The 17,983-nt window shown below is 68.9% G+C and carries 17 protein-coding genes; 9 read left to right on the top strand and 8 right to left on the bottom strand.

All coding sequences use genetic code 11. The features are described 5' to 3' along the window. The first annotated feature begins 154 nt into the window (after positions 1–154). From KV203_RS00605 to KV203_RS00595, 3 genes are all read left to right on the top strand, one after another. A complete protein-coding gene (locus KV203_RS00605) occupies positions 155–1,432 on the top strand; it encodes an LCP family protein (RefSeq protein ID WP_083530163.1) in 1,278 nt (425 codons plus the stop codon). An 80-nt stretch (positions 1,433–1,512) separates the two neighbouring features. Beyond that, the gene (locus KV203_RS00600; RefSeq protein WP_066471948.1) at positions 1,513–1,962 is read left to right on the top strand and encodes a ferritin; all 450 of its coding nucleotides are present in this window, start codon (positions 1,513–1,515) and stop codon (positions 1,960–1,962) included. Positions 1,963–2,136: 174 nt separating this feature from the next. Further along, positions 2,137–3,636 carry an MFS transporter gene (locus KV203_RS00595; RefSeq protein WP_246600376.1) on the top strand — a complete coding sequence of 500 codons (1,500 nt, stop codon included), beginning with the start codon at positions 2,137–2,139 and terminating at the stop codon, positions 3,634–3,636. Here KV203_RS00595 and KV203_RS00590 read toward each other — a convergent pair. The 4 genes from KV203_RS00590 to KV203_RS00575 all read right to left on the bottom strand — a co-directional run bounded on the left by KV203_RS00590 (position 3,623) and on the right by KV203_RS00575 (position 6,744). Beyond that, on the bottom strand, positions 3,623–4,525 hold the full coding sequence (locus tag KV203_RS00590) for a DUF5926 family protein (RefSeq protein ID WP_066471953.1): 903 nt from the start codon (positions 4,523–4,525) through the stop codon (positions 3,623–3,625). The genes KV203_RS00595 and KV203_RS00590 overlap by 14 nt on opposite strands. 21 nt (positions 4,526–4,546) lie before the next feature. Further along, positions 4,547–5,338, bottom strand: a complete 792-nt coding sequence (locus KV203_RS00585) for a glycerophosphodiester phosphodiesterase (RefSeq protein ID WP_066471956.1) — start codon at positions 5,336–5,338, stop codon at positions 4,547–4,549. Beyond that, the gene (locus KV203_RS00580; protein ID WP_066471958.1) at positions 5,335–6,081 is read right to left on the bottom strand and encodes a DUF4328 domain-containing protein; all 747 of its coding nucleotides are present in this window, start codon (positions 6,079–6,081) and stop codon (positions 5,335–5,337) included. Before KV203_RS00580 ends, KV203_RS00585 begins: the two co-directional genes overlap by 4 nt. Before the next feature lie 309 nt (positions 6,082–6,390). Beyond that, positions 6,391–6,744, bottom strand: coding sequence for a rhodanese-like domain-containing protein (locus KV203_RS00575; RefSeq protein ID WP_066472268.1), 354 nt, complete (start codon positions 6,742–6,744; stop codon positions 6,391–6,393). 233 nt (positions 6,745–6,977) lie between these two features. Between KV203_RS00575 and KV203_RS00570 the strand changes: the two genes are divergently transcribed. Then, complete coding sequence (locus KV203_RS00570) at positions 6,978–7,577, top strand: hypothetical protein (protein WP_246600374.1); 600 nt, start codon at positions 6,978–6,980, stop codon at positions 7,575–7,577. A 35-nt stretch (positions 7,578–7,612) separates the two neighbouring features. Here KV203_RS00570 and msrA read toward each other — a convergent pair whose 3' ends face one another. After that, entirely contained in the window at positions 7,613–8,299 is a 687-nt protein-coding gene (gene msrA, locus KV203_RS00565; protein ID WP_066471961.1) for a peptide-methionine (S)-S-oxide reductase MsrA, read from the bottom strand. Between the two features lie 283 nt (positions 8,300–8,582). Between msrA and KV203_RS00560 the strand changes: the two genes are divergently transcribed. The 4 genes from KV203_RS00560 to KV203_RS00545 all read left to right on the top strand — a co-directional run bounded on the left by KV203_RS00560 (position 8,583) and on the right by KV203_RS00545 (position 13,844). Continuing rightward, complete coding sequence (locus tag KV203_RS00560; protein ID WP_066471962.1) at positions 8,583–9,203, top strand: superoxide dismutase; 621 nt, start codon at positions 8,583–8,585, stop codon at positions 9,201–9,203. A gap of 60 nt (positions 9,204–9,263) precedes the next feature. Next, a complete protein-coding gene (locus KV203_RS00555; protein ID WP_066471964.1) occupies positions 9,264–10,295 on the top strand; it encodes an LOG family protein in 1,032 nt (343 codons plus the stop codon). Between the two features lie 97 nt (positions 10,296–10,392). Then, entirely contained in the window at positions 10,393–10,947 is a 555-nt protein-coding gene (locus KV203_RS00550; RefSeq protein ID WP_066472276.1) for a peptidase, read from the top strand. Positions 10,948–11,129: 182 nt separating this feature from the next. Further along, positions 11,130–13,844 (top strand): ATP-binding protein, encoded by a 2,715-nt coding sequence (locus KV203_RS00545; RefSeq protein WP_066471970.1) that lies wholly within the window; start codon positions 11,130–11,132, stop codon positions 13,842–13,844. Here the strand turns inward: KV203_RS00545 and KV203_RS00540 are convergent. Then, positions 13,732–14,340 (bottom strand): sigma factor-like helix-turn-helix DNA-binding protein, encoded by a 609-nt coding sequence (locus KV203_RS00540; protein ID WP_246600372.1) that lies wholly within the window; start codon positions 14,338–14,340, stop codon positions 13,732–13,734. The two genes, KV203_RS00545 and KV203_RS00540, sit on opposite strands and share 113 nt — an antisense overlap. A 567-nt stretch (positions 14,341–14,907) precedes the next feature. Here KV203_RS00540 and KV203_RS00535 point away from each other — a divergent pair. Then, on the top strand, positions 14,908–15,648 hold the full coding sequence (locus KV203_RS00535; RefSeq protein ID WP_066471975.1) for a TMEM165/GDT1 family protein: 741 nt from the start codon (positions 14,908–14,910) through the stop codon (positions 15,646–15,648). Here KV203_RS00535 and KV203_RS00530 read toward each other — a convergent pair. Together KV203_RS00530 and KV203_RS00525 are read right to left on the bottom strand one after the other, a co-directional pair. Then, complete coding sequence (locus KV203_RS00530; protein WP_083530168.1) at positions 15,616–17,295, bottom strand: patatin-like phospholipase family protein; 1,680 nt, start codon at positions 17,293–17,295, stop codon at positions 15,616–15,618. The genes KV203_RS00535 and KV203_RS00530 overlap by 33 nt on opposite strands. 14 nt (positions 17,296–17,309) lie before the next feature. Then, positions 17,310–17,978, bottom strand: coding sequence for a TetR/AcrR family transcriptional regulator (locus KV203_RS00525; protein ID WP_066471982.1), 669 nt, complete (start codon positions 17,976–17,978; stop codon positions 17,310–17,312). Positions 17,979–17,983 lie beyond the last annotated feature (5 nt).

Here is a 17,983-nt window from a genome sequence, read left to right as displayed (position 1 = left end):
GAGACGGCCCACGCAGAGATTCACGCAGCACGTTCCGCCGGGCGCCGCGAGTAGAGTCGCGGGCGTGAACGGCAACCCGCGCGACCGCAGGGGGAGCGCTCGGCCGATTCCCGGGGACCGACACCGCCCGCCCCCACCGGCCGAAGGCACCCAGGTGATCCGGCGTGACGGCCGACCGGACCCGCACCGGCGCGACCCGAACCTTGCCTGGTCTCAGCTGCCGCCCGCGCCACCCCGGCGAAATCCACCGCCGCGGGGAAACCCGCCGTACCAGCCGCCACCGCGGCGCCGAACGACCGACGACGGCGTGCGGTATGCGCCGACGCAACGACCGGAGCCGTTCACCGACGACCGGCGGCAGCCACCACCCCGCCGAACCGGACGATCCCGCCCCGCCCCGCCTGCTCGATCGCCCCGACCTCCCCGACAGGCCCGATCTCCTCGACATGGCCGACCGCTGTGGCGGCGGCTGCTCGGTCCCGGGCTCGGCACCAAACTGCTGGTCACGGCAGTCGCACTGCTGTTTTCGATCGTCGTCACGCTGATCTGGGTGGACCGCTCGCTGAACCGGATCGATGCATTGGCCGACTACGACGGCCGCCCGGGCAGCTCGGTGGGTACCAACTGGCTGCTGGTCGGCTCCGACAGCCGCGTCGGACTGACCCCGGACCAGGAACAGGAACTCACCACCGGCGGCGACGTCGGCCCGGAACGCACCGACACGATCATCCTGATCCACATCCCGCGCTTCGGCGGCCACTCGACGATGGTGAGCATCCCGCGGGATTCCTACGTGTCGATCCCGGGCAACGGCAAGGACAAGATCAACGCGGCGTATGCCTTCGGTGGCCCGCAGCTGCTCGTGCAGACCGTCGAGGGCGCCACCGGCCTGCGGATCGACCATTACGCCGAAATCGGGTTCGGCGGCTTCGCCGGCATGGTGGATGCCATAGGTGGGCTGGACATCTGCGTGAAGCAGCCGATGGATGACCCGATGGCCGGGATCAACCTGGCCCCGGGATGTCAGGAGCTCGACGGCACGCAGGCGCTCGGCTTCGTCCGATCCCGATACGTCCTGGCCGGCGGCGATCTGGACCGGATACAGAATCAGCGACAGTTCCTGTCCGCACTGCTGAGCAAGGCGACCAGCCCGAGCACGCTGCTCAATCCCTTCCGGCTGTGGCCGTTGATCACCGGCACCACCCGTTCGCTGACGGTCGATTCCGGCGATCACGTCTGGAGCCTCGCCTCGCTCGGCTGGGCGCTGCGCGACAACCCGGTCACCACGACCGTGCCGGTGTCCGGCACCGAGGACGTGGACGGCAGCGGCAACGTGCTGCTCTGGGATCGCAGCCGGGCGGGGCCGTTGTTCGACGACCTCGCGCACGACCGTGCGCTCCCGGCCGAGCTGATCACCACCGGCGGGTCCTGATCCCGGCGAGCCGGTAGAATCGATCGGTGACCGCATTCGGGGATGTCGGTAAAATTTTGCATGGTTTGTTACAAGTCCAGATGACGGATGAGTTCACTGCAGCGCAGCAATATACGGCGATCGCGGTGTATTTCGATTCCGCCGGGCTCGGCCAGTTGGCGCGCCGGTTCCACACGCTGGCCGACATCGAGCGCCATCACGCGCTCGGGATCATCGAATTCCTGCTCGGGCGTGGCTATCCGGTGCAGGTCGGCGGGATCGGCGAGATCGCGTCCACCTTCACGTCACCACAGAACGCGGTGGAGTTCATTCTGCGTCGCGAGCACGACACCACCGGACGGATAACCCAGCTGTCCCGGCTGGCTCGATTCGGCGACGACTACCTGGCCGACCGCTTCGTCCAGGCGTTGCTCGCCGACCAGGTCGAACACACCGCGCGGGTGATGACGTTGCTCACCGAGATCTACGCCACAAACGGCGATCTGGCCGAGATCGACGACTACGCCGGGCGGGACTACGTGCGGGTGTAGCGCGCGCTCGGGCCGATATACCCGGATTGCATCGATGATCCGCCGACATTGTGAGACCATCAGTCTCTCTGAGAGACGATCGATCTCCTAATGGGCGGTGGCGTAGTGAGCACTCTCCAGACCGAAGCCGGCATCAGCCGCACACGGCGGCGTTGGACGATTGCGATCTGTTGCATGTCCGTCTCGCTGGTGGTGGCGTCGATGGCGACGCTGTACACCGCGCTGGCCGAGATCGCGGTCGCCACCGGCGCCACCCAGATCCAACTGACCTGGGTGATCGACGGCTACACCCTCGCCCTGGCCTGCCTCGTGCTGCCCGCGGGCGCGATCGGTGATCGCTACGGCCGGCGCAAGGTGATGCTGATCGGCTTGGGCGTGTTCAGCGCCGCCTCGTGCGTCCCGCTGGTTCTCACCGATCCCGGTTGGTTGATCGCCGCGCGGGCGGTCGCGGGTGTCGGCGCCGCCCTGGTGATGCCGTCGACCTTGTCGATCATGACCGCCGAGTTCCCGGAATCGAAGAACCAGGGCGTCGCGCTCTGGGCCGCGGTCGCCGGGACCAGCGCGGCGCTCGGCATCCTGGCCGCCGGCGCCATCATGAGCGTGATGTCCTGGCAGTTCATCTTCGTCGGATTCGCCGGAATCGGCCTGGTGCTGTTCGCCGCAGGGTTCGCCCTGCCGGAGTCGTACGACCCCGCGCACGCGAAAATAGATGTCCACGGAGCGATCTGGGCGGCGGTCACGGTCGGTGCGCTGGTCTGGGCGACGATCGAGGCGCCGCTGCGGGGCTGGCTCGACCCGCTGGTCCTGGTGCTGTTCGCGGTGGCCGCCGGCAGCGCGGCAATCTTCGTCATGGTCGAACGGCGGGCCGACCATCCGCTGTTGCAGCTGCAGCTCTTCACCAATCGCAGCTTCGGCAGCGGCGCGGTATCGGTCACACTGCAGTTCTTCCTCATCCTCGGCATCTACATCCTCGTGGTGCAGTTTCTCCAGCTCATCCTGGGCTACGACCCCTTGCCGTCGGCGTACGCGCTGGTACCGATGTTCGCGCCGGTCATCCTGGCTGCCTTCCCGGCCGTCTGGCTGGCCGAGAAGCTGGGCTTGCGCACGGTATTCCTGGTCGGGTTTCTCGCCATCGGGGCCGGGCTGCTCGTGATCAGCCGGCTCGACCTGAGCAGCGGCTACGTCGATGTGCTCTGGCCGTTCCTGATCGTCAGCGTGGGCACCGGACTCGTCGCAGCGCCGGGCACGTTGGCGATCGTGGACAACACGCCGATGGCGAAGCAGGGCGTTGCCGCCGCGGTGAACGACGTCACCCGGGAGGTCGGCGCCGCACTCGGGATCGCGCTGTCGGGCAGCTTGCTGGCCGCGGGTTACAGCGCCCAGCTGACGCCGATGCTGCCGAACCTGCCGGAACCGGTCCGCGGCCCGGTTTCGGACTCACTCGCCGCCGCGCTGGCGGTCACCGATCGGCTCGGTCCGGCGGCACAACCCCTTGCCGACATCGCGCGATCGGCGTTCCTGCACGGCTTTTCCCAAGCGGCGACGGTGATGGCCTGGGCAAGCCTGGCCGCCGCGGTGATCCTCGGTATCTGGGCGCCCGGTCCCACCCGCCGGGATACCGGTACCGCAATCGGCGCTTCGGAAACCAGCGCTTCGAAAATCAGCGCAGGGTGATCTGCCGGCTGCGCAGGCCGTCGCGGGACCGGCGCTCCGCCGAGCTGAGCGGCACGTCCGACGCGGCGGCCTCGGCCAGCCGCTTGCCGAACTCGGTGGCCGGGTCGATCCATTCGTCCGGGTGACGCTCGCGATCCAGGTCGAAGACCGGGACCAACAGCCCGTGCGTGCGGAACGATCCGGCAAACCGGGAACCCTCACCCAGGCTCAGGAACCCGCCCGCATGCAGCCGGGCCAGCGCCAGCATCAGCGCGTCCTCGGGCTCCGGGCGGACCCAACGCAGGTGGGCCCGCTCCCCCGCGTCCACCCACCACGCCGCGTCCAAGCCGGACAGTCGGGCCGAGGGCATGATCGCGGCATTCGCTCGCTCCACCGTGGCCGCGACCTGCGGGTCGGGTTGCACCCCGGCCGGAATCCACCAGTTGAAATCGGCGTGCACGGTGATCTCGAGCGGCACGCCGGCGTCGATCACCGCCGACAGTTCCGGGGTACTCGCATCGGCCTCGGCGGTAGCAAGCGAATCACCGAGCGCCGAGTTCTGGGCCCAACCGATCGCGGCGGCGAGATCTCTGCTCGGGTTCGCCGACTCGTGCTGGGTCTGAATCCCGACGTAACCGGTGTCCGTCCCGTCCTGCACCCGAGCCAGCCCGGCCACCGCACCGGGGAGCACCGTGGCCAGCACCACCGCGCGGGACCCCTCGGCAACCGGCAGCGGCGCGGTCGCGGACGGCACGAACTCGCGCAGCGCAACCAGATCACACTCCGCCGCGAGGCCCTGGAACGGCCGGGCTGCGGCGACGCCGCCCTGCTCCCGCTCGGCCTGGCGGTCGGCGAGTCGCTGCGCCCGGTTACCGCCCGGCTTCGGAGTGTTCCGCTTGCTCTTGCCCATGACGGTTGAACCTACCGGCTGCTACTCCAGCTCGGCGAGCAGCGTCTTCGTTCGGCCCGGATAGTTCGTCGCGATCCAACCGACGCCGAGCTCGCGGCACAGTTTCACGTCGTCCGGGTCGTCGGCCGTCCAGCAGTAGGTCGCCCGACCGGCAGCGGCCGCCCGGTCCACCAGATCCGGATGCTCGCGCAGCGTCTTCACCGACGGACCCACCGCCGTCGCCCCGACCGTGGTAGCCGCACTACCGCCGAGATAGCGCGACGATTCGCCGAGCAGGACCGTGGGCAACAGCGGCGCCGCCCGGCGGATCCGCCAGACCGCGGTCGCCGCGAACGACATCACCACCGCCCGCGAGTGCGCGGCCGACGCGGGTGACCCGATGCCGAAACGCTGCAGTTCGCCGAGCAACGTGCTTTCCACCAGGCCGCCGTACCGCACCGGATGCTTGGTCTCGATGAACAGCTTCACCGGTCGCTCCCGCCAGTCCAGCACCAGCGTGATCAGCTCACGCAGGGTGAGCACGGCGGCCGGATCGGTCGCGTCGCCGAAGTCCAGTTCGCGCAACTCGTCCAGGCTGAGCTCGCTGACCAGGCCGACCCCCGACGAGGTGCGGTCGACGGTGCGGTCGTGCACGCAGACCAGGTGACCGTCCCGGGTGAGCCGGACGTCGCACTCGACCCCGTCGGCACCCTCGGTGAGGGCGAGCTCGTAAGCGGCGAGCGTGTGCTCGGGCCGCGCGACGGACGCCCCACGATGGGCGACGACGAACGGGGCGCGGAATTCGGGCGCATCGGCAGTCGCCTCGGCGTTCACTTCGCCGGCACCTCCTGCACCTCGACGCTGCCCGCGCCGGCAGCGGCTGCCTCGTCGGCGGCGGTATCGCGCACCACCGGCGGCGAAGCGGCTCGGATCGGCGCGATCCGCGGCTCGGACGGCCCCGCAGCGACCAGCCAGCGCTGCGCCGCGCGCTCGTGACCGAACAGGTCACGCCCGCCGAACAACCGAATCAACCACAGCGTGACCACGGCGACCACGGCGGCCCCGGCGTCGGCCCAGGCAGCCATCATCACCCCGTCCGCCTGGCCCTGCAGAGAGTCTGCGGTCCGGTAGGCGAACGCCGCGGCGGTCAAGCCCGCTCCGACCAGCCACGCCAGCCACCAGACCCGAACCGCACGCTGCAGCCGGGGTTGCCGGTCCCGGACCAACTCGGTCAGGAACACCCCGGGATACACCAGGTTGAGACCGGGGATCAGGCATCCGGCCAGCAGCATCCACCGCGGCCGCGGATCCAGCCGACCGGCCCGGCCGAAGACGGTCGCCCGAGCATCGGCCAGCCAGCCGACGCAACCGACGGCGGTCAAGAACGCGAAGATCAGACCGGTGATCGAGGTGACCAGGACAGCCGCGTCGGAAAACGCCAGCAGCGCCGGCTCGATCAACCGGGTGCGGTTACGCAGCAACATCAGGTAGCGGCCGATCTCGGCCACCGCGGCCAGCCCGAACAGCAGTGCGGTCCAGACCAGCAGCTGCGATACCCGCGCCGCGAGCGCGGCCACCCGGCCGGACCACGGCCGGCCGCGGCGGCGGATCGGTCAGTCCCCACTGCGGTGTGGCGGAGTAGCGCGGAATCGGGCGGGACCCGGACGGGGCGAACACGACCGAGCGAGGACCGCCGGGCCGGCCGGGCGGACGCGCCACCCACCGATAACCGCGCTCGGCGGGTACCGCATCCGGCCGGGCGGGCGCCAGCAGGACCCCGTGACAGCGCGGGCACCATTGGATCGGATGCTGACCGGTCGACCACTGCGCGCCACAGCGTACACAGAGCTGCGCCGGGCGGAGCGGGGCTACCGGAGGGTGTGTCATCAGTACACGGTCGCCGGGCCGTCGCCATCGCGAACGAGCGCCCGGCCGGCCTGCTGCCAGGCGACCATGCCGCCCCGGATGTCGAGCGCCTCGTACCCGTTCTGATTCAGATAATCGACGACGACCGCCGAACGTCCCCCCTGGCGACACACGACGAAGAGCTCGGCATCCGGATCGATCTCGGCCAGCCGGGCGGGGATGTCGGTGACCGGGATGTGCAACGCACCGGGGGCATGACCCAGCGCCCACTCGTCATGCTCGCGGACATCGAGCAGCACCACCGCGCCGACATCCGACGTCCCGGCATCCGGTACTGCCGACACCGGCACCGTCGGCCTGTCTCCCGTGGTCACGCTATCGATACTGCCACGGCGGGCGATCGTGGAGATCGACGGCGCGACGCGACGACCGGCAGCTTCGGAATTCCCCGCCAACTCCGAAACCGACCGGCCGCCGCGCGTTCGAACCGATCGGTCCGATACTTCCCCTGACGCGATCCGCGCCGGCCCGGTTCCACCCGACATTCTTGTAGACATCCGACGACCAGAACTGCCGGTTTCCGTCAAGACCAGATAACCTGGCGCACGTGGAACTGAGCGATGAGCAACGCCTCGGGTTGAACGCAGCATTATCCGAGGCACGTTGCCGGGGCGTTTCGGTCGACGAGCCGGGCGGCATCGTCCGAATCCAGCTGGACGTGCTGACCCTGCCCGAATCGGGACCACCTCCGCCGGACGCCGCCGTCAGCTTGGTCTTGTCCGGCGTAGCCCGGATCGCCGCGTCGTTCCGACTCATCCGCTGGGACGCCCACGAGCCGTTGGTCCATCCGCTCACGCCGGCCGGCCTGGACGAGGCGGTGCGCAGCTTCGAAGGGGGCGCGTTACACGGCTGGGAGTTCATCGACCTGCCGGAGAGCAGCTGGGCGATCTGGCGCGAGATGCTCAGCTTCGACGTCACCCTGGGCGACCGGACCGGTCAGCACGTGCTGGAAATGTCCCAAGAAGAGGGAATGATCGATCCACGCGTGCTCGACCTCCGGGTGTGGTTCGACACCATCAGCGTGGAAGGCATTACCGGACAGCCGTTGTCGCTGACCGACTTCATCGCCGGCGGGGTGCGTTGGTGGGCCGCGCACGACAGCGGCGACCCGCGCACCCTGGTGGACGACGTCGCGCCGCCGCTGTAGGCGGCGACCGGCCGCGAGCTATCCCGGCGGCTGCGTTATCTCGGCAGCTGGGCCGGGTACAGCCCACCGACCGGGCAGCCGACCCCGGTCGAATGCACCGGGCAGTACCCACCCGGGTTCTTCGCCAGGTACTGCTGGTGATAGCCCTCGGCGTAATAGAACTCGCGCAGCGGCGCGATCTCGGTCGTGATCTCGCCGTAGCCGGCGGCGGCCAGCCGCTCGCCGAATCCGCTGGCGGTAGCCCGCGCGTCGGACGCCTGTTCCTCGCTCGCGGTGAAGATGGCCGACCGATACTGCGAGCCGACGTCGTTACCTTGCCGCATCCCCTGCGTGGGATCGTGGTTCTCCCAGAAGTGCTGCAGGACCTCGGGATAGCTCAGCCGCGCCGGATCGAACACCACCAGCACCGACTCGGTGTGCCCGGTCCGGCCGGAGCAGACCTCGCGGTAGCCCGGATTGCGGGTATACCCGCCGGCGTAACCGACTGCGGTGCTGTACACCCCGTCGAGTTCCCAGTAGCCTTTCTCCGCACCCCAGAAGCAGCCCATACCGACGACGGCAGTAGCCATCCCCGCCGGAAATGGCGCCCGCATCGGGTGACCGTTCACGTAATGCTCGGCCGGCACCGGCATCTGGGTCTCCCGGCCCGGCAGCGCATCGACGGCAGTCACCATCACCGGCGACCCGTCGATCCGGCCGAGCAACTCGTCGTACCAGGACATAGCGCTGATGGTACGCCGGAATCGAGCCGTCGGCCCGATCGGCTACCCCGATCTGAGCGATTCGGGTAGGCAGCAGTTCCTGGGGCAGTAGTCTCTTTGGCCCTCGCGGTGGGAGATGACAGCGCGCCCGACCGCCCACGAGGCCGCTGCGGGATACGCGGTATCGGCAGAGATTGCGGTGCGGGTACGAATGGGATTGGGTGGAACCACACCGTAGAACCACTCCACGGGAAATACATCACGAAACCCCGGGCAGGGACCTGCCCGTGAGGAAGGGACACGCGTGGCCGACTACACATTGCCGGATCTCGACTGGGACTACGCGGCACTCGAGCCGCACATCTCGGGCCAGATCAACGAAATCCACCACTCGAAGCATCACGCGGCGTACGTCGCCGGGGTGAACGCCGCCGTCGAGAAGCTGGCTGCCGCCCGCGAGGCGAACGACCAGTCGGCGATCTTCCTGAACGAGAAGAACCTGGCCTTCCATCTGGGTGGTCATGTCAACCACTCGATCTGGTGGAAGAACCTGTCACCGAACGGCGGCGACAAACCCGAAGGCGACCTCGCCGCGGCGATCGACGATCAGTTCGGCTCGTTCGACAAATTCCAGGCGCAGTTCACCGCCGCGGCCAACGGCCTGCAGGGGTCGGGCTGGGCGGTGCTCGGCTACGACACCCTGGGCAAGAAGCTGCTCACCTTCCAGCTCTACGACCAGCAGGCCAACGTGCCGTTGGGGATCATTCCGCTGCTCCAGGTGGACATGTGGGAGCACGCGTTCTACCTGCAGTACAAGAACGTGAAGGCCGATTACGTGAAGGCGTTCTGGAACGTGGTGAACTGGGCCGACGTGCAGCAGCGGTTCGCCAACGCAACCTCGACCGTCGGTCTCGTCGTTCTCTGATCGACCGGCCGACCGGCCTCGCCGCGGGACGGCAGACACAGATCTCGTAGGGTTGCGCCAGTGACCGACGAGTTTCCTGTTCTGCCGTTCCGGGCCTCGCTGTACGCGCCGGCCGAACTGTTCGCCGGTTTCGATCCGAATCGCGTCGGTTCCTATGCCGACACGCTCGACTTCCGGACCTACCGGTCCACCCGGATTCCCGCCAACCGCGACGTCGGAATGCTGCGCGCGCTGCACGACCAGTGCATATCGGAGGCGCGCGACACGCTCGTCGCCGACCAGGACGTGGTAGCCATCATGGGCGGGCACGACCTGGGCCGGGACAACCCCGCCTATCGGGACGTCGTCGAGCTCGCCGCACGGCTCACCACCGCGGGGTTCCTGGTGATCTCCGGTGGCGGACCGGGCGCGATGGAGGCCACCCACCTCGGCGCAACCCTTGCCGCGGCCGATCCGGCGGATCGGACTGCCGCGGTCGCGCGGCTGGCCCGGACGGCGCCGTGGTTTCCGGTTCGCGCGGCCGGTCTGGTCGACCGGAAGGGCGAGATCGATCAAGGCCTGCTCGGCCAGTTGCACGCCTGGCAGGCGCCGGCGTTCCGACTGCTCGCCGAGCTCGATCAGAAGTTCGACCGGCCTCGACCGACCAGCGTGGCCGTTCCCACCTGGTTCTACGGGCACGAACCCCCGACCCCGTTCGCGAGCCACCTGGCGAAGTACTTCGCCAACGCCCTGCGCGAAGACGGCCTGCTCGCGGTGGCGAACGCCGGCGTCATCTACGCCCCCGGCCGAGCCGGCACGCTGCAGGAGATCTTCCAGGACGCCGCGCAGAACTTCTACCGGGTGTTCCACGACCGGTTCAGCCCGATGGTATTTCTCAACACCGACGAGCATTGGACCGCGAAATACCCGGTCGGCGAGCTGTTACGACCGCTGTTCGCCGAGGACGCACGGCGGCACGCCGACTACCGGGCAAATGTGAGGTTCACCGCACACGTCCCCTCCGCAGTCGACTTCTTGCTGGGCCGTCGCTCCGCCGACCAGGCAGATCAGGGCTCCGAGACGAGCTCCGGAGCAGCGTCGGCACCCGGTTAGCACTCGACCGGCCTTGTGTGCCAACTTTGCCGTACCGCATCATCTCCCAACCCGAGAAACGGGCAGACCGGTCATGCACCGTCTGGAGGTGGTAGAGATGAACGATCCCACTACGAACGAGCCTGCACCCGCGGGCGGCTACGTCGGCGTAGCCCCGTTCCAATCGGATGGCGCACTACACGGGTTCGTGATCTCCGGCCGGTGGCCGAACAGCACCAAGGAGTGGGCGCAGCTGCTGGCCCTCGCGGTGCGGGTGGCGTCGGTGCCGGGTTTGCTGGCCACCACGACGGTGTTCGGCGCCCGCGAGGACCTACCCGAGGACCCGCAGCCGGACATGGTCGGCCTGGTGGTGGCCGAAGGCCCGGTGCTCGGTGAGCGTGCGGTCGCCCCAGGCCGGTTCGCCCGTCGTCTCCCGCCGGCGTTGCTGATGCTGCATCCGCCGTCGGAGACCCGGCCGTCGCTGCCGGAGTGTGTCGGCGCCGCATCGGGCTGCGTGTTGCTGCCCGGCGTGCCGCACCTCGGCCTGGAGCATCGCGCGGCCTGGGTGGAGGCGGAATCGGACGGCACGGTCACCTCGATGGTCAGCCGGGTCGGGGTCGATCCGATCGCCGACCCGGACACCGCGGTCCTGGCCATGTTGCTGGCGGCCTGACCACGGCGACCGGAAACCCGACGCGATAACCCGACAGCCGGATCTGCCATACTGCGCCCGATGGGAACGGACGCCGAGCGGTTGCTTCGGCTGTCGGCGCGGTTCGTCGGTATGGGCTATGTGTTCTACCTGCTCAATACCGCAATCACCGTGCAGACCGAATCGTCGGTGCATGCGCCCTGGTGGACGCTGTTTGCGCCGATCTCGTGGCGGCCGGATCGCTGGCGGCTATCGCCCTCTGGCCGCTCGCGTGGACCGGCGCTCCGCCCACCATCGGAATCCGCCTGGTCGCTATCTCGCCCGCACTCGCGACGCTGGCGCTGGCGCTGTCTCGGCCACCCCGACCGACGATCGGCTATCTGGTCGTCGTCACGACTGTGTCGCTGTCGATGTACCGGTATGCGCAAGCGCCGTACCGGCCGCCGTTCATTCTGGAACTCGGTTTCTCCCTGGGTTTCTCGCTGATCTTCGTAGCCGCCATGTTGATCGCGCTGCGGACCGGCCGGATGTTGGACGAGACCCGCGCGCAAAGCCGGAAATCTGCGGCAGCGGCGGCGGCGAAGCAGGCTCGGGATGCGGCGCGGCGCGCGCATGCCGGACTGCTGCACGACTGGGTGATGACCACCCTGCTCGCTGCGGCCCGACAGGTCCACGGACCGGAACTGCGGCGGCAGGCACAGATCTCGCTGGCCAAGCTCGACCAACTCGAAACTGCCGCCGACGCGGAACCGTTCACCGGGGAAACCGCGCAGGCGCATCTGCGCGCCATCGCCACCGAGATTGCCCCCCGCGTGGTCGTCGCCACCCAGCCGATCCCGGGTGCTACCGATCCGTCGTATCCAGCGGATGCCGTGCACGCGATGGCCGCCGGAGTCGGCGAGGCGGTCCGTAACAGCGCCCGGCACGCCGGCGGGGCGGCTACCTGCCGAGTCGCGGTACACGCGGATGCCGACCGGCTCGCGGCGATCGTCGCCGACGATGGGACCGGCTTCGAGCCAGCGCTGATCGACCACGACCGCTACGGCATCACCGAATCGCTTCGTCGGCTCGACGAAGTGCCTGGTGGTTCGGTGCAGGTCGAGTCGTCGCCAACCGCAGGAACCACGGTCCGGCTGAGTTGGCAGCGGCCGATCGACCGCACCAACGGACCGGCCGATATCCGGTCACTGCTCGGGATGGACACCCACGGGGCCTGGCTGATCGCTGCCGCTTTCCTCACCGGCGCGGCGTGCGCCGCGATCATGTGCGAACCTACCCCCGAGATCAGCTGGCCCGTAATGGTTGTCGCCCTCACCTGGATCACCGGCTGCACCATCGCACTAGTCGCCTATCCGGGCGATCCGCTGCCGCTACCTCCGACGCTCGCCCTGGCGTTCGGCTGTCCTGCGACGTACGCGCTGGTGATCCTCATCGATCCGGACCGCTTTCCGACGCAGGCGTTGCTCTGGCCGGCCGGCCCGATCGTCGGCATCTACACCTACCTCTGCATGCGGGGGCGGCCATGGTTCGGGTGGGCGGGTCAGTCGTCGATGTTGTCGGTATCCACGGTGTGGGCGACTCGTGTCGGGCTCCCGCCGACAGCTGTCCTCCCCGCAAAGCTGATCGACTTCGCGCCGCTGCTGATGGCAACGTTCTTCGCCTACACCCTGCGCCCGGCCGCGGCCGCGATCTACCGCCTGCGCACCGAGTCGATCCGGGCCGCTGCGACCGCAGCAGCGGCGACAGCGGCATCACGGGAGCGGCGCCGCCAACTCGCCCGCCTCGACGACCTCGCCCGTGCTCTGCTCACCCGCGTCGCCGACGACCACGCCCTCACCCCCACTCAACGCCACGAAGCCGCCCTCCTCGAAGCCCACCTGCGCGCTACCTTGCGTGCCCCCGGCCTGGTCCATCCGCTGCTCAACCGATCGGTCCACGACGCCCGCGAACGCGACGTCGACGTCCTGCTCTACGACGAACACGGCCTCGACGACACCCCCGACCCGATCCGAGAACAGATCCTGCGCCGACTCGCCGACGTGCTAAACCACCAAATCGACGGCCGGGTCACGATCCGGATCGCCCCACCCGGCCGCACCATCGCAGTCACCTACGCCGGCCGCCACCGGCCAACCCCACCAGCGACTCGAGTTCGCACCCGACGGCGCCGAACACACACTTGTCGGCGTGGCTCAGTAGCCGCCCGATTCCGCACCGCGCACCATGGCCGACAACATCCGGTCGGCGCCACCGATGCCACCGTCGAACGGGCCGCTGCGCTTGAGCACGAACGTTCCGTTCGGCGTGACCGCAACCAGCGCAGCAGAATTGGATGCGGCCGGACCGTGCCGTTCGAATCGCACCTGATCCAACGGCAACGGCGCGACCCCGTGCACCAGAAACAAGCCGTGCTTGCGGTCCAGCACGGCAACCGAACCGAAATCCACCAGCGGCCGAGCCCGGTGGCGGCGGACCGTCCACCACGCACCCACTGCCACCGCACAGCCGAGCACACCGAGTCCCACGAAGAGCGCACCCTGCACCGGGTCGAGTACCCCGGCCACCGCGGCAACGACGCCGAATCCGACGAGCAGCAGGGCAGTTGCCGCAAGCACGATCGTCAACGAGGCCGATGTTCCGGTGCCGCGATCGATCACGTCGACCCGCTGCCCGTCGTCGGTGATCACCAGCCCGCCGGTGTCGAGCAGAATGTGCGGCCCCCCAGGGGAGTTCATCATGCCAGCGTGCCATCTTCACCGGCAGCCGGCGGCAACACCGGCAATGTCGCTCGTTCGGGCGACGTCGCTACCGCGTCTCGCGCCGGCGCCGACGCGGAAACGGCAGAATCCCGTCCTCGATCGCCCGCTTGTTCAGCTCGAGCTTCGACCCGCCCGGCCTGCCGACCTCGGCGTACTTGATCCGAATCCGGCGCAAGTACTCCTCCACGGTGTTCGCCTTGAGCCCGGTCCGCTTGGCAACCCCGGCCACCGACTCGCCGGATGCATACAGCTCCAACACCTTCCGCAGCTGTGGCGGCAGGTCGACGACGTCCAGGTCCGCGTCCGAATCGATCGCCGTCGCCCAGTCCAGCGTCGGCACCGGCTGCCCACCCGCCGCCGCCAGAATCGCCCCGAGCAAAAACCCTTCCTGCTCCGACTTGCGAACCACCCCGAGCACCCGCGCCTGCGCCGCTTGCCGAATCAGATACGGCTCATCACCAGAGGTGAGCACCAGCACCCCGATCCCCGCCCGGTGCAACGCCGCCACGTTCTCGGCCGGAGTCGAACCGTCCGGCAACCGGAGATCGAGCAACACCAGATCCAATCCGGCCGCCTCGGCCAACAACCCGGCTACCGACGGGGCCGCCGCCACACCGATCCGCTTGGGCCGGCCGCGATCAGACAGCAGTTTCATGCACGGCCCCATTCCTTCCCACAACGCTTCGCTGAACTCCATTCTCCGACGCCGCCGACCGGACCGATATCAGTCGAACGGACTACCCCGACAACCGCATTCGTTTCGCTCACGTAACGATGACCCCCGTTTCCGGGCCAGATTTTTGGAACTCGCCGGCGTTCGACCGGCCCCGTACCTTCAAGAAGTCACCATCTTGACGATGTCACCGCCCGACCAGCGTATCCACCGCAACCGACCGACCCGTACGCCCGCGGCGGGTGCCCGAAAGAGAAGACTGCAACGATGTCCGATCGCCCCCGATTCACCCCCCGCGAGATCGACGTAGCTCATCACGCTCGACGAACTCTGCAAGCCGCCGACCGCATCGAGCGGTCTGTCCGGCCCGGGCCTGACGACTCGGCCCCCTGTCCGGCGGCCCGTTTGTCCGTCAAGTTCGGGTTGCCGAACATTTTCGGCAGTGAAGCCCAAATATGTTGTGCGGTAGTATATTTGCCGATTCTCGAGATTGCGGACTTTCCCCACCCCGGTTAACTTCGAACCGTCGGGGTCGAGGAAGGATTGCCTGTGCTAGGTGCCGTATTGCTCAGCTTCGGGGTGATCTTCATCGCCGAACTCGGCGACAAGTCCCAACTGATGGCGATGACGTTCGCGCTGCGGTATCGCTGGTGGGTGGTCCTGGGTGGGATCACCGCAGCGACGTTCGCGGTGCATCTGCTGTCCGTGCTGATCGGGCACTACCTCGGCGTCGCGCTACCGAGCCATCTGATCGGCATCCTCGCCGGCATCGCCTTCCTCGGCTTCGCCCTGTGGACCCTGCGCGGTGATCAGCTCAGCGCTACCGAAGCGGCTCGGGCGCAACGGCACACGGCATCCGCCTTCTTCGCGGTGAGCACCGCGTTCCTGCTCGCCGAGCTGGGCGACAAGACCATGCTGGCCACCGTCACCCTCGCCGCGGACAACGACGTGATCGGGGTCTGGATCGGCTCGACCGTCGGCATGGTGGCCGCCGACGCGCTGGCCATCGCGATCGGCCGGGCCGCCGGCCGACATCTGCCGGAACGGCTGATCGCCCGCGGCGCAGCCGTACTGTTCGCCGTGTTCGGGCTGGCGTTGATCGCCGGTGAGGCCGGCGCGCTCGCGGCGGTCGCGGCCGGCGCGGTCACCCTGGTCGGCGCGATCATCCTGATCCGGGCCGAACAGGGCAAGCGGGCCGCCACGCAATCCGTCGCCACCCAATCCACCGCCACCCAACCCGTCGCCGAGGCCGGCCGATCATTTCCGGCGGGGCAGCCGCTCGGTCAGTGAGCCGATCCGGGCCCGCAGTGATCCCGGCCGGACGGCCGGCCGCAGCGTCTCTTCCAGCACCGCATCCATCGGCCGAGCCACCGGCCGGAGCTCGATCGACTCCGGCTGGTGCCCCGGCCGATGGTCGGCGTCCCACCAGATCATCTCCAGCATCGTCCGCACCATCGGCAGCGACGGCTCCACCGACGTCCGGCCCCAGCCGAGCGCGCGATCGATCGCTTCCGGTCGCGCAGCCAGGGTGGACACCGCCAGCGTCGGCCGGAAGCGCACGATCCGATCGGCGAACGGGGCGTTGCGCACCATCTGCACCCGGATCGCCTGGGTGATCGGTTGCAGCCACAGATGTTTCGGATCCCACTGGGGATGCATGCAATCCCAGGCATAAACGAACACGTTCCGGGTGCCGAGTCGGCCGTCCTGCACTCGCCGCCACGCCAGCTCGATCGGGACATTGCTCGCCGCGCCGCCGTCCACCAACGCCGACACATCCCGGGCGGCCAGCAGCTCGTCCAGGATCGGATACATGGCCGGATCGTGCGACTCGTGGTGCAGGATGCCGGGTATCGCGCACGAGAAGCCGATGGCATCGACGGTGTTCAGGCCGGCGGTCAGCGGGTCACCGCCGAGCACGATCGGCTTCACCATCTGGTTGTCGATGAACGCCGCCACCTGCCAGAGCCGCGCCGCGACGAGCGCGCCGGCACCGTGCCGCAACAACGGCAACGAGCCCAGCTTCAGCGCTGCCAACTCGGCCCGGCGGAACCGGTCCTGCAGCTGATCGAACGACTGCCGGCGCACCCCGGCGACCACGGTCTCGTAGGGAATCGCGGCGTCCCGCAGCGTCATCCGTTCCCCGTCCGCCCGCCGGAACAGCGGATCGGCAAACTCGTCGAAGCGCAGCGCGAACAGCCCCGGCAGCCCGTGCCGGCGCCGGCGCCGGCTCGACTCGGTGCCGACGATCCCGCGGTAGGTGACCGACTTGGCCCATGCGATGTACTCGTCGATCGGGATCGGCGACACCCGCGAGATGATTCCACCGACGATCGAGCCGAACGACGAACCGAGCACGTAGTCCGGCACGATGCCGTCGGTCGCGAGCCGCTGCATACCGCCGATGTAGACGTAGCCGGCGCCGCCACCGCCGCCCAGCACCGATACCAGGGCCTTGCAACAGACTTCCCGCTCCAGCTCGTCCGGAGCGAAATCGGCGACGTGCCGGGCCAGCACCGCGCCCCGCTCGGTCTCCAACGGCTCGATCAGGTGCGGTAGTGCTGCTTGCGCGTCGATCAGGCGCTGCCGCAGATCCTGCTGGTTGCGCAACGGCTCGTGCAGCGCGTCCAGCACCCGGCGCCGCAGACTGGCCAGCTCCGGCCCGACCGTCACATCGCCCCGGCCGCGGCGACCGTGCGGACCCGCCGCCCCGGGCTCGAAGACATTCAGCCGGGCGAAACTCAGCAGGTACCGCAATCGGCGGAACTGCTCGTCGGACAACACGTCCGGGTGGGCCAGCTGGGCCCGCACCAGCGCCGCCTCCATGTGCTGCAACGCCAGGTAGGGGTTGCGCGCGGGCAGGCCGAGATCTTCCGGCGCCTCGATCTGGTCGGTGAATTCGGCGACCGGTTCGATCGACTCGACTCGCTCGCTCATACCTTGCGCGATCCTTACTCCCGGGGTTCTCGTTCCAGCGCCCCGTAGAGTTGCCCACTCCGGTACACCAGCTGCACCAACGGCTCACGCAATGCCCGCAAGCCGTCCAGGTCGCCGACCGCAATCCGCGCGGTCACCATCGCACCGACCGCCGCCGCCAACGTCTGACAGGCGAACCGCTGTTCGTCGGTGTGGGCGTCGAGGGTGCACGCGATCACGTCGGCGAACGTCGACTGTAGCTCGACTCGGCGCCGGATCGCGTCCGGCCCGGCCGCGTATACCTCCACCAGAAACACTCGGGCGAACGCCGGTTCGGCGGCCAGCGCGTCGAGGTAGGCGCCGAGCAGGTGCTCGAGCCGGTGCGGCTCGTCGGCCGCGGACCGGCCCGCACCGACGTCGGCCAACCGGTTCAACAGCAGTTGCGCTGCTTCGGCGTACACCGCGGTGAAGCAATCCTCCTTCGAGCGGAACTGCTCGTAGAAGGTCTCCCGGGATACCCCGGCCCGGCGCAGGATCTCGGCGACCGTGGTGCCGACGTAGCCCCGCGCAACCATTGCCTCGGCCATCGCGACCACGATGCGGTTCCGTTGCGAGCGAACGACTTCGTCGCGGGACAGGCCGTGCCGGCCCCGCGGCAACTTGGCGACCGGACCGGCGGAGTCGGCGACCGAGCCGGGACTCATCGAAC

This window comes from Skermania piniformis, from assembly GCF_019285775.1.
GTDB lineage: Bacteria > Actinomycetota > Actinomycetes > Mycobacteriales > Mycobacteriaceae > Skermania > Skermania pinensis.
This window is presented reverse-complemented; position numbering and strand designations above follow the sequence as displayed.

What these genes read in the sequence shown, in the direction of transcription:
- KV203_RS00595 (WP_246600376.1), top strand. Translation starts at nt 2,137, where the DNA reads ATGTCCGTCTCGCTGGTGGTGGCGTCGATGGCGACGCTGTACACCGCG.
- KV203_RS00600 (WP_066471948.1), top strand. Translation starts at nt 1,513, where the DNA reads ATGACGGATGAGTTCACTGCAGCGCAGCAATATACGGCGATCGCGGTG.
- KV203_RS00530 (WP_083530168.1), bottom strand. Translation starts at nt 17,295, where the DNA reads ATGAGCGAGCGAGTCGAGTCGATCGAACCGGTCGCCGAATTCACCGAC.
- KV203_RS00590 (WP_066471953.1), bottom strand. Translation starts at nt 4,525, where the DNA reads ATGGGCAAGAGCAAGCGGAACACTCCGAAGCCGGGCGGTAACCGGGCG.
- KV203_RS00550 (WP_066472276.1), top strand. Translation starts at nt 10,393, where the DNA reads ATGAACGATCCCACTACGAACGAGCCTGCACCCGCGGGCGGCTACGTC.
- msrA (WP_066471961.1), bottom strand. Translation starts at nt 8,299, where the DNA reads ATGTCCTGGTACGACGAGTTGCTCGGCCGGATCGACGGGTCGCCGGTG.
- KV203_RS00540 (WP_246600372.1), bottom strand. Translation starts at nt 14,340, where the DNA reads ATGAAACTGCTGTCTGATCGCGGCCGGCCCAAGCGGATCGGTGTGGCG.
- KV203_RS00525 (WP_066471982.1), bottom strand. Translation starts at nt 17,978, where the DNA reads ATGAGTCCCGGCTCGGTCGCCGACTCCGCCGGTCCGGTCGCCAAGTTG.